Origin of the sequence: Micromonospora sp. NPDC049645, assembly GCF_040675155.1 — a bacterium.
In the GTDB taxonomy this organism is placed as follows: Bacteria; Actinomycetota; Actinomycetes; order Mycobacteriales; family Micromonosporaceae; genus Micromonospora.
Genome location: NZ_JBFAOI010000005.1, coordinates 401,386 through 412,429 on the forward strand (window position 1 = coordinate 401,386; position 11,044 = coordinate 412,429).

The 11,044-nt window shown below is 71.4% G+C and carries 11 protein-coding genes; 9 read left to right on the plus strand and 2 right to left on the minus strand.

The features are described from left to right. Positions 1–15: 15 nt before the first annotated feature. The 5 genes from egtD to AB0J33_RS15480 all read left to right on the plus strand — a co-directional run bounded on the left by egtD (position 16) and on the right by AB0J33_RS15480 (position 2,712). Complete coding sequence (gene egtD / locus AB0J33_RS15460) at positions 16–981, plus strand: L-histidine N(alpha)-methyltransferase (RefSeq protein WP_363613893.1); 966 nt, start codon at positions 16–18, stop codon at positions 979–981. A gap of 219 nt (positions 982–1,200) precedes the next feature. After that, positions 1,201–1,788 (plus strand): TMEM165/GDT1 family protein, encoded by a 588-nt coding sequence (locus tag AB0J33_RS15465; RefSeq protein ID WP_363613895.1) that lies wholly within the window; start codon positions 1,201–1,203, stop codon positions 1,786–1,788. A gap of 39 nt (positions 1,789–1,827) precedes the next feature. Continuing rightward, positions 1,828–2,190 (plus strand): DUF1622 domain-containing protein, encoded by a 363-nt coding sequence (locus AB0J33_RS15470; protein ID WP_363613897.1) that lies wholly within the window; start codon positions 1,828–1,830, stop codon positions 2,188–2,190. Beyond that, positions 2,187–2,510: a hypothetical protein gene (locus AB0J33_RS15475; RefSeq protein WP_363613899.1), complete on the plus strand. Its 324-nt coding sequence runs from the start codon at positions 2,187–2,189 to the stop codon at positions 2,508–2,510. Before AB0J33_RS15470 ends, AB0J33_RS15475 begins: the two co-directional genes overlap by 4 nt. 4 nt (positions 2,511–2,514) lie before the next feature. Beyond that, positions 2,515–2,712, plus strand: a complete 198-nt coding sequence (locus AB0J33_RS15480; RefSeq protein ID WP_363613901.1) for a hypothetical protein — start codon at positions 2,515–2,517, stop codon at positions 2,710–2,712. 16 nt (positions 2,713–2,728) lie between these two features. Here the strand turns inward: AB0J33_RS15480 and nhaA are convergent, their stop codons facing one another. Next, complete coding sequence (gene nhaA, locus AB0J33_RS15485; protein WP_363613903.1) at positions 2,729–4,105, minus strand: Na+/H+ antiporter NhaA; 1,377 nt, start codon at positions 4,103–4,105, stop codon at positions 2,729–2,731. A gap of 337 nt (positions 4,106–4,442) precedes the next feature. On the opposite strand from nhaA, the gene AB0J33_RS15490 reads away from it, so the two are divergent. Next, a complete protein-coding gene (locus AB0J33_RS15490; protein WP_363613905.1) occupies positions 4,443–5,906 on the plus strand; it encodes a polysaccharide biosynthesis tyrosine autokinase in 1,464 nt (487 codons plus the stop codon). On the opposite strand, the gene AB0J33_RS15495 is transcribed toward AB0J33_RS15490, so the two are convergent. Further along, positions 5,887–6,441, minus strand: a complete 555-nt coding sequence (locus AB0J33_RS15495) for a low molecular weight phosphatase family protein (RefSeq protein WP_363613907.1) — start codon at positions 6,439–6,441, stop codon at positions 5,887–5,889. The two genes, AB0J33_RS15490 and AB0J33_RS15495, sit on opposite strands and share 20 nt — an antisense overlap. Positions 6,442–6,609: 168 nt before the next feature. Here AB0J33_RS15495 and AB0J33_RS15500 point away from each other — a divergent pair, with 168 nt between their 5' ends. From AB0J33_RS15500 to AB0J33_RS15510, 3 genes are all read left to right on the plus strand, one after another. Further along, entirely contained in the window at positions 6,610–7,857 is a 1,248-nt protein-coding gene (locus AB0J33_RS15500) for a glycosyltransferase family 4 protein (protein WP_363613909.1), read from the plus strand. Positions 7,858–7,954: 97 nt separating this feature from the next. Beyond that, positions 7,955–9,739: a DUF4012 domain-containing protein gene (locus AB0J33_RS15505; RefSeq protein WP_363613911.1), complete on the plus strand. Its 1,785-nt coding sequence runs from the start codon at positions 7,955–7,957 to the stop codon at positions 9,737–9,739. Positions 9,740–9,752: 13 nt separating this feature from the next. Next, positions 9,753–10,382, plus strand: a complete 630-nt coding sequence (locus AB0J33_RS15510) for a hypothetical protein (RefSeq protein ID WP_363613913.1) — start codon at positions 9,753–9,755, stop codon at positions 10,380–10,382. Positions 10,383–11,044 lie beyond the last annotated feature (662 nt).

The window sequence follows — 11,044 nt, forward strand, 5'->3', positions numbered from 1 at the left end:
AGAGGAGCGAAACCGATGACCGCCGAACCCCTGGAGATCTACCTCGAAGAGGGTGACCTGGAGCGCGGCCTGCGCGACGACGTCCGGGCCGGGCTCAGCGCCGGGCAGAAGTGGCTGCCGCCGAAGTGGTTCTACGACGCCCGGGGCAGCGAACTGTTCGAGGAGATCACCCGACTGCCGGAGTACTACCCGACGCGGGCCGAGCGGGCCGTGTTGGCGGCGCACGCGCCGGACGTCGCGGCGCTGACCGGTGCCAAGACGCTGATCGAGTTGGGTTCCGGTTCGTCGGAGAAGACCCGGCTGCTGTTGGATGCCTTCACCCGCCGGGGTGGGCTGGGCTCGTTCGTCCCGCTCGACGTGTCGGTCAGCGCGCTGCGCGGGTCCACCGCCGAGATCGCCGCCGACTATCCGAGCCTGCGGGTCCGGGGGATCGTGGGGGATTTCACCCGGCAACTGGACCGGCTGCCCACGGGTGGCCGGCGGCTGGTGGTGTTCCTCGGTGGCACCATCGGCAATTTGTTGCCCGCCGAGCGGGCCGAGTTCCTGACGGCGATGCGTGCCGCGCTGGAGGTCGGTGACTGGTTGTTGCTCGGCACGGATCTGGTGAAGGACCCGTCGGTGATCGTGCCCGCCTACGACGACGCCGCCGGGGTGACCGCCGAGTTCAACCGCAATGTGCTGCACGTGATCAATCGGGAGTTGGGCGCCGACTTCGACCCGGCCGCGTTCGCGCACGTCGCCGTCTGGGATTCGCAGCACGAGTGGATCGAGATGCGGTTGCGGGCGACCCGGCCGATGCGGGTACGGGTGCTGGGTCTGACCGTCGACTTCGCGGCCGGGGAGGAGTTGCGTACCGAGGTGTCGGCGAAGTTCCATCCGGAGGGGATCGCCGCGGAGCTGGCCGGCGCGGGGTTCCGCACCACGCAGTTCTGGACCGACCCGGACGGGCTCTTCGGCGTCACCCTGGCGCGGGCGCGGTGAGCCTGTTCACCCGCCTCGGCCGGGCTGGCCGGTGATCGGTTAGGCTGACCACGCGAAGGGGAGTAGCCCCCAATGTCGTGGTCGACATACTGGTGCGTTTCGCACCCGGCCACGCGGCCCCGGGTTTTCTCGGGGCGGGCGAGACCTTCGACTCAGGCTGTTGCAGCCGGGTCGAGGGCGCCCATGTACCTCCTCCCGGCTTTGAACGGGAAGGACGTCATGGAGGGATTTTTCGTCGCGCTGGTCGTCAGCTTCGGCGTCATCTTCGTCGCCGAGCTGGGGGACAAGTCCCAGCTGATGGCGCTGACCTTCGCCACACGGTTCAAACCGATCCCGGTGCTGATCGGCATCACGGTCGCCACGGCGGTGGTGCACCTTGCCTCGGTCGCCATCGGCGTGGGTCTCGGGGCGGTGCTGCCGACCGACTGGATCTCCCTGGTGGCCGGTGTGGCGTTCCTCGGGTTCGGTGCGTGGACGCTGCGCGGGGACAAACTCACCGAGGAGGAGAAGAGCAAGGCGGAGAAGACCAACAAGACCGCGCTGGTGGCGGTGTCGGTCGCGTTCTTCCTGGCCGAACTGGGCGACAAGACCATGCTCGCCACGATCACGCTGGCCACCAAGTACGGCTGGTTCGGGACCTGGCTCGGCTCCACCATCGGCATGGTGGCGGCCGACGCGTTGGCCATCCTGGTCGGCCGGATGCTCGGCCGCCGGCTGCCGGAGAAGGCCATCAAGTACGGCGCCGCGGTCCTCTTCGCCATCTCCGGTCTCTGGCTGATCCTGGAGGCGGTGAACGAGCTGACCTGAGCGCCGACTAGCTGCCCGGAGGGCGGGTAACGGCCCGAGGTGGAGCCGGCCGAGTTGTTGCGACACGGCGACCAGGTGCTGGTTGCCGTGGTGGAGGTGGCCGGCGCGCTGGTGATCTTCGTTGGTGCGGTGTGGGCGGCGGTGCGGTTCGCGGTCGAGGGGCTGCGACACCGCAGCGCCGCCCGCTTCACGTCGATCCGGCTCTCCCTGGGTCGCTTCCTGACCCTCGGCCTGGAGTTCCAGTTGGCGGCCGACGTGCTGCGCACGGCGGTGTCCCCGTCGTTCGAGCAGATCGGCCAACTGGCCGCGATCGCCACGATCCGAACGGCGTTGAACTACTTCCTGGGCCGCGAGATCCGTCAGGAGCAGCGTCAGGTGGCCGAGGGGGAGCGCCGGCCGTGACGGGCACCCTGGTCACGGCGGTCACCGCGTTGGCGCTGGTCGCCGGGGTGCTCACCACGCTCAGCACCGGCGCGCTGCGCAGCGGTGTCCGGGTGCTGCTGGATCTGCTCACCGCCGCCGGCCTGCTCCGGCTCGCCGGCGAGCCGGGTTGGGGCGGCCTGGCCGGCGCGGTGGCGATCATCGCCCTGCGTCAGCTGCTCGGGACGGCGCTGAGCTGGCCACCCCCGTGGCCGGGCCGACAATCGCCGGCGCGCTGCGCTGACGACGATCACCACCTACCGTTGGCGTCATCAGGTGAAACGGGAAAAGCGGAAGGTTGACCACATGGCGCGGCATGACGAACCGAACGAGTACGGCTACTCCGGCGCTGCCACCGCTCCGGAGCCGCCGCCCGGTGGGAAGACCGACGAGCAGGACCGCGTCGAGGAGGTGGCGGTGCCGGGCGACGACCTCACCGGGCCGACGGCGGAGGCGTTGGCGGAGGAGACCGAGGACCTGCCGCCCGCCGACCGCCGCCACTGACCGCGAGCCCGCGCGCTCAGCGGGCGTCGGGGTGCTGGTAGACGTCGGGTACGCCGTCCCCGTCGGCGTCCAGCCGCTCCCGCTCCGCCACCCTGCGGTACACGGCGTTGCGGCGGGTGAGCACCGTGGCGGCCAATCCGGCGGAGATCACCGAGCCGAGCAGCACGGCCGCCTTGACCCGGTCGTCGGCCGTGCTGCCGGCCCCGAAGGCCAGGTCGCCGATGAGCAGCGAGACGGTGAACCCGACCCCCGCCAGCAGGGCGATCCCGAGCAGGTCGGCCCAGGTGACGTCCTCGTCGAGTTCGGCGCGGGTGAATCGGGCCAGCAGGTAGGTCGAGCCGAAGATGCCGATGCTCTTGCCGAACACCAGGCCGGCAACGATGGCGATCACGATCGGGTCGGTCAGGAGGGCGCCCAGGTCGGTGCCGCGCAGGGTGACCCCGGCGGCGAACAGGGCGAAGACCGGCACCGCGAAGCCGGCCGACACGGGTCGCCAGCGATGCTCCAGGCGCGCGGCGAGCCCACCCTCGCCCGTTTCCACCGCGCTCGACCCGGGGCTGCCGGTGGCCGGCTGGTCGCCGCCGGCCGGCCGGCGGGCGAGCACCGGGACCGTGAAGCCGAGCAGGACACCGGCCACCGTGGCGTGCACACCCGAGGCGTGCATCAGCGCCCAGGCGGCGACCGCGAGGGGGAGCAACGCCCACCACCAGGTACGCCCGCGCTGCACCAGCACCGCGAAGAGCCCGATCGGCAGCAACGCGGCGAGCAGCGGAACGGGGTGGAAATCGGCGGTGTAGAAGATCGCGATGATGGTGATCGCGATCAGGTCGTCGACCACGGCGAGGGTGAGCAGGAATGCGCGCAGGCCCTGGGGTAGATGCGAACTGACCACCGCGAGCACGGCGAGGGCGAAAGCGATGTCGGTGGCGGTCGGAATGGCCCAACCACGCAGGCCCGGCCCGCCTCCGCCCAGGACGACGGCCACGTAGATCAGCGCCGGCAGCAGCATCCCGCCGAGTGCGGCCGCCACCGGCAGCGCGGCCCGGCGCGGGTCGCGCAGGTCACCGGCGACGAACTCCCGCTTGAGTTCCAGACCCACCACGAAGAAGAAGATCGCCAGCAGGCCGTCCGCCGCCCAGGTGGCCACGTCCAGGTCGAGGTGCCAGGGCGCACCGCCGGGCCAGGGCACGGCGGCACCGAGGCGGGTGTACGAGTCGGACCACGGGGAGTTGGCCCAGAGCAGCGCGACCACGGCGCCGGTCAGCAGCAGCGCGCCACCGACGGTCTCGGTTCGTAGCACGTCGGCCAGGTGTCGGGCCTCCGGCCAGGACGACCGGGAGAACAGTCGAGCCGTTGGCGGACGCGGCCCGTCCGGTGGGGTGCGGGGGGTCATCTGGGGGCTCACCTCGGAAATCGGGACGGCAGGAAACCACTCGCCGACCAGACTTCCCGGCACACCGCTGTCGACCCTATCCGGCGTCGTGGTCGACAGCGACAGCTGGGCCGATCCGCGCCGTCCGATCGGCCCTCGACTTTTTTCCCGGTTGTCGCCGCTGCCGAATGGACGTTTGTCGGGTTGGTCATGCGGGCGCACATCTCGCGGCCGGAAAATACGTAACTCCGGACATAAGCCGTATGAACCGCTTTAATGGTTTCACGAGTTTAGAGACGACCTTGGGGGTTTTCGTGAAGTTCTTTGCCGTAACCGGACCGGCACGGGGGCGCTCCTGATGGACCTGCTCCGCCAATTGCGCCACGTGCGTCGGCACTGGTGGGTCGCGCTGGTCACGGTCATGGTGGCTCTCGGCGTCTCGGCGTTCCTGACCGTACGGGCGCAACCTCGGTACGTCGCCTCGGTGACCTTCTTCGTCACCACCCCCAGCACCGGCGTCACCGACGCCTACCAGGGCGGGCTCTTCCTCCAGCAGCGCGTCAAGTCGTACGCCGACCTGCTCAGCAGCGACCGGCTGGCGCAGAGCGTGGTGGCCGAGACGCCGGTCGGCCTCACCGCCGACGAGGTGCAGCGCCGGGTGAGCACCTCCACCGAGACCGGCACCGTCCTGCTGCGCGCGACGGTCACCGACACCGACCAGACCCGTGCGCTGCGCGTGACGGAGAGCCTCGCCAAGAAGTTCGTCGAGCTCGTCGAGAAGGTCGAGACGACGCCGGAGGGCAAGACGCCCATCAAGATCGAGATGGTAAGTGGTCCGCGGGTCAGCGCCAACCCCGTCTCGCCGCAGCCGGTCCGCAACCTCACCCTCGGCGGCCTGGTCGGTCTGATCCTCGGCATCGGTCTGGCGATCCTGCGCGGCGTCGCCGACGTCCGACTGCGCGACGCCGCCGGCCTGCAACGCGCCACCGGCAGCCCGCTGCTCGGTGAGATTCCGTTCGAGGCCAGCGCCCGCAGCGCCCCGCTGATCGTGGGCGACGCCGCGACCTCGGCGCGCGCCGAGGCGGTCCGCAAGCTGCGGACCAACCTGCGCTTCGTGGACGTCCACGAGCCGGCCCGGGTCATCGCGGTGACCAGTGCCCTGCAGGGCGAGGGCAAGACCACCCTCTCCTGCAACCTGGCCATCGCGCTGGCCGAAGCCGGCTGGCGGGTGCTGCTGGTCGACGCCGACCTGCGTCGCCCGAAGGTCGACGACTACCTGGGCCTGGACGCCGGCGTCGGCCTCACCGACGTGCTGGTCGGCGACGTGAAGGTGGGCGACGTCGTACAGCGCTGGGGAGACAAGTCGTTGCTGGTGCTGCCCAGCGGTTCGGCCCCGCCGAACCCGAGCGAACTGCTCGGCTCCAAGGCCATGTCGGACCTGCTGCTGGCGCTGCGGGAGTCGGCGGACATCGTGATCATCGACACCGCGCCGCTGCTCGCGGTGACCGACGGTGTGGTGGTGGCCGTGCAGGCCGACGGTGCGCTGCTGGTGACCCAGCAGGGTCGTACCTCGCGCACGCAGGTCGCCGCGGCGGCCCGGTCACTGCACTCGGTCTCGGTCCGGCTGCTCGGCTGTGTGCTGAACATGGCCAAGGTCGCCAAGGCCGAGGCTTACCAGTACGAGGCATACCGGGTGGTCGCCTCGACGGCCGCGGCGTCGGTGCCGGCCGACCGGGCCGCGTCCGGTCGGCACAGCGTGGCCACCGACGGGGTGAACGGCGTCCCCGACCACACCCAGGAACTCACCCGGCTGCCCCGATGAGCGCGGCGAGGGGTCGCAGCGACCGTTCGATCTCCTCGGCGCAGCGTCGGAAGTCGGCCGCGGTGCCGCCGATCGGGTCCCGAAGGTCGTCCTCGTCCGGGGCGGCGGGTTGCAGCCGTCCCCGGGCCTGGGCGGCGGCGGCGATCGCCGCCCGCAACGGGTCGTCGGCGGACTCGGCGGGCGGCTCGGCCGCCGCGGCCAGCCGGCCGAACTGGCGCAGCGTGAACGTCCGGTGCAGCGCTCCTGGCGCCAACGCGGTGCAGACCGAGCGCTGGCGTCGGGTCGCCGTCAGCACGAGCGTCGCGTCGACCAGGTACTCGGGGCGCAGTCCCCGGGTCCGGAACACCGCCGGATCCGCGCCGCTCTCGGTCGCGACCTCCATGGCGTACGGGTGCATGGTCAGCCCGTCGATCGCGTCGGTGCCGGCGCTGGCCACCTCGACCGGTCGGTCGGCCAGCAGCCGGCGGGCCAGGTACTCGGCCATCGGTGACCGGCACAGGTTGGCGTGGCAGACGAACAACACGCGATCAGCCATCGGTGCCCCTCTCATCGGTGCGGACGCAGGCGTGCACACCGCGAGGGCGGTGCGTCGACGCCGGTGGCCGCGCAGGGAGGGGTTGTCGGCATCGTACGCGGGCCGGACGCGTGACGGTCGTGGTGCCGCGCCGGCCACCGGCGATCCCTGCGGGACGGGGGAGCACCGGTGAAGATCGGCATCCTGTCGTACCACTTCCCGCCCGAGCCGGCGTTCATCCCCGGGAGTCTGGCCGAGGAGTTGGCCGCGCGTGGGCACGAGGTGCGGGTGCTCACCGGCTTTCCGGACTATCCCGGCGGGCACGTCTATCCCGGCTGGCGGCAGCGGTGGCACCACGAGACGCACAGCCAACGGCTGAGCGTTCGACGGGTGCCCCGCTACCCGGGAGGTGGCGCGTCCACCGGCGCCCGAATGGCCAGTTACCTCTCCTTCGCCGGCAGCGCGGGCCTGGTCGCACGCCGGTTCCTCGGCGACGTGGACGCGCTCTACGTCTTCCAACTGCCGGCCACGACGTTCGCGGCGGCCGGGGTGCTCCGGCTGCTCGCGCGGGTGCCGGCGGTGCTGCACGTGCAGGATGTCTGGGCCCGCGACGGCGCGGACGAGGCGGTCGAGGGACGTTGGGCGGCGCGGATGCGCGCCACGATGGCCCGGATCTACCGGAGCGCGGCGCGAATCGCGGTCGCCGCGCCGTCGATGCGGGACCTGGTGGTCGCCGCCGGCGCCGACCCGGCCCGGGTCCGGCTGGTGCTGAACTGGACCGACGAGCGGATCTTCCACCCGGCGACGCCCGGCGCGGCGGCCCGTCAGTTGATCCGTCGGGACGGTCGGTGCGTGGTGATGCACGCCGGGACCATCGGCGCGCGGCAGGGGCTGGAGACCGCGGTCCGGGCCGCCGCGGCGCTGGATCGGACGATGGATCTCGTCCTGGTCGGTTCGGGTGAGGCGGAGCGGCGGGTGCGGGGGCTCGCCGCCGAGCTGGGCGCGGAGAACGTCCGCTTCGTGACGCGACGCTCGCCGGTCGACATGCCCGAGCTGTACGCCGCCGCCGACTACCAACTGGTCATGTTGCGCGATCTTCCGGAGTTGCGCGGCACGGTGCCCGGCAAGCTCCAGGCCGCGCTCTCCTGCGCCGCACCGGTGATCGCCTCGGCCGGCGGGGACACGGCCGAGCTGGTCGAACGGGCTCGGGCGGGGCTGTCCTGTCCGCCGGAGGACTGGGCGGCGCTGGCCGACCGGTTCTGGTTGGCCGCCACCATTCCGCCGCCGACCCGCACCGAAATGGGTCGTCGGGGCCGGGCCACGTACCTGCGGGAGATGTCGTTGCCCGCCGGGGTGGACCAGATCGAGCGGCTGCTGCACGAGGCGGCCGGCCGTGTCGCGCAACCCCTCGCGGAACCGCGAGGAAACCTCGCTTAAGGGGCGGTAAGCGCAATAACGGTACGAACTTCCCTGCAACGTGCTAAGAACGTCAGGGAATCGACCTTCTGTCCGGTTCCGTGAACGGGAGTGTGGTGTGACGGAGAGCGAACGACCGATCCGGCGGCGAAGCCGGTCCCGGCGTCGTCGGCGTGCCCGACTGCGACGGGCTCTCCTCGGCGCCCTGGTGGTCGGCTCGCTGCTGCTGGCGACCGGCGGGTGGATCGGCTTCCGCGGCTGGCAGGCGCGCGCTCACCTGCTCAACGCCGCTGGCCTGGCCCGCGAGCTGAGCGCCCAGGTGGTCGGCGGCGACACCGACCGTGCGCTGCGGACGCTCGCCGCCCTCCAGGAGCAGGCTGGCGCGGCCCGGGCGGCAACCACCGACCCGAGCTGGGGCCTCGGACGGCACACTCCGATCGCGGGTGACGACCTCGACGCCGTCACGCAGATCGCCGTCGCCATCGACGAGTTGGCCCGGCACGCGTTCCCAACCCTGCTCCGGACGGATCTGACCAGCCTGGTGCCGACCGGCGGCCGGGTGGATCTCGCCCGACTCGCCGCCGTCTCGACACAGCTGACCGAGGTGCACGAGTCGGTGCAGCGTACGCGGCAGAACCTGGCGGCGGTTCCGGCCGACAGCCTGGTCAGTCAGATCCGGCAGGCGCTGACCGACCTGCGCGCCGAGATCGACCGGCTGGCCAGCCTCACCACGGCGGCCGACCAGGGCGCCCGCCTGCTGCCGCCACTGCTCGGCGCGAACGGCCCGCGACGGTACCTGCTCGTCTCGCAGAACCTCGCCGAGCTGCGCGCCACCGGCGGCATGTTCGGCGCGTACGCGATGATCGAGGCGGAGAACGGCAGGGTGGAGATGGGCAAGCAGGGCAGCAGTGCCTCGCTCGGCCGGTTCACCCCGGCGGTGAAGGTCCCCGCCGAGACCCGGGCGCTCTGGACGGACCTGCCCGGCATCTACCCCGCCGACGTCAACCTGTCCCCGCACTTTCCGACCGCCGCCGCGCTGTACCGCGAGATGTTCCGGCGCAAGACCGGCACCACGGTCGACGGTGTGCTCGCCGTCGACCCGGTGGTGCTGTCCTACCTGCTCAAGGCCACCGGCCCGGTCATGGTCCCCGGCGGCGTCCCGCTGGCCAGCGAGAAGGTCGTGCAGACCCTGCTCAATGACAGTTACCAGCGTCTCGACGTCAAACAGCAGGACGACTTCTTCGCGGCCTCGGCCGCCTCGGTGTTCGACACCTTCTTCAAGAAGAATGTCAACCCTCGGGTGTTGTTGTCCGCATTTGACCGTGCTATCACCGAACGCCGGATATTGTTCTGGAGTGCCCGACCTGAGGAACAGCGGACGTTCGGCGAGAGCCGGATGGCCGGGACGCTTCCGGAACAGGACACCGTGCCGACCGTCGGCGTGTTCCTCAACGACGGCAGCGGCGCGAAGCTCGGCTACTACCTGCGGCCGACGGCGAACCTGACGGTCGGCGAATGCCGGCCCGACGGCCGCCGTGAGCTCCGGCTACGGGTGACCCTGCGCTCAACGGCACCGAAGTCCGGACTCAGCGAATCCGTGCTCGGCCTCGGTCTGGCTGGCGATCCGTACACCGCCCGCACGTTGGTGTCGATCTTCAGCCCGGCAGGTGGAGCGGTGCTTGAGGCCCGGCTGGACGGGGCCGAAACAGCGCTCGGCAGCGGCACCGAACGCCGCCGCCACGTGGCGACGGCCAGCGTCGACATCGGCCCTGGTGCCGAGAGGGCGCTGGAAATCACCGTGCTGACGGCCAAGACCGGCGTCGGGCAGGCCGAGCTGTGGCTGACCCCCACCGCCAGCCCCTGGACCACCCAAGTTCATTCCGCACCAAGCTGTGATCAGTAGGAGGGAACCAATCATGCGGCTATCCCGCATCATCATGGCGCTCACGGTCGGCCTGGCCGTGGTGGCCGTGCCGACGGCAGCGGGGGCGGCACAGCCGCAGCCGACGCCCAGCGCGACCACCGACCCGCCGCAACCGCCGCCCTACCCGCCGACCGCCGCGTCGCTGACCGTCAACCGACCGACGATCTTCCTCGGCGAGACGGTCGTGCTGACCGGTACCAACTTCGGACCGAACGAGACCGTCGACATCACCGTGACGGTCACCCCGTTTGCCGCTCCGGCCGCCGGTCAGGCCCCTGCTCGCCGTAGCGACGGCAGCACCGTGGCCATGGCCCCGGTGGCGTACCAGGCGAGCGCGCCCCTGAGCTTCACGGCGTACACCAACGGCCAGGGCCGCTTCACCCGGAACTACAAGCCGTCGGTGACGGGTCTGCTGACCTTCACCGCCACCGGCCGGGAGTCCGGGCGTACCGCCAGCACCGAGCTGCGGGTGCTGCACAAGAAGCAGCCGCTGCCCGTCACGGGTGACAGCCTCGGCACACCCATGAAGCTCGGCGGTGGCCTGGTCGGCGCCGGCGCGATCATGCTGCTGCTGACCCTGGCCTGGCGTCGCCGCCAGCGCCTCGGCGGTGCGGCGCACTGACCGCACAACCGGGCCGCGCCCGGATCGCACTGAAGCTGGCGCCCGTCGGAACGCTCCGACGGGCGCCAGCCGCGTCGAAAGTCCGTCTTGTGCGCTTTCGGCACGGTCGGCCCGCTCTTGATCGACTCGGGTTTGGTGAAGTCGGGGTGTCCGGGAGTCCTGGATACCCCGCTTTCCGTGGAGCACGAGTTGATCATGCTCGGATGGAGTCTTCGCCGCGTGGCCGACGGAACGACCCGTGGGCGATTTGTCCCATCCCGGGTGATGCTGGGGTGTGACCGGTCGCATCCGTGGGCCGGAATCGTGGCCGGCCCGGGGTCGTTACACACCCTGACGATCGCAGCATCACCGGCTCGCTCCCGCCTCGCGGGTGCAGGTCGCGCGGGTTGGAATGCCAACCGGCGCAGGGTCGTTGCAGTCCCCACGACCGACCGGACACCGCCACGATGAGGGTGCCGGCAGGTGGGCCACGGAATGACCCCGGCCCCCCGGTCGTTGCAGTCCCCACGACCGGCCCGCTTCGGGCACCGCCCGAGCTGGGGGCCAGCCCCCGGGAATGACCCCGGTCCCCGGGTCGTTACACACGGTCCCGGCGCCACGAGCCCCCGCTCGTCAGGCCGCCGACCCCGACGCCGAGTAACCGTAGGCGTCACCCCCCAGAC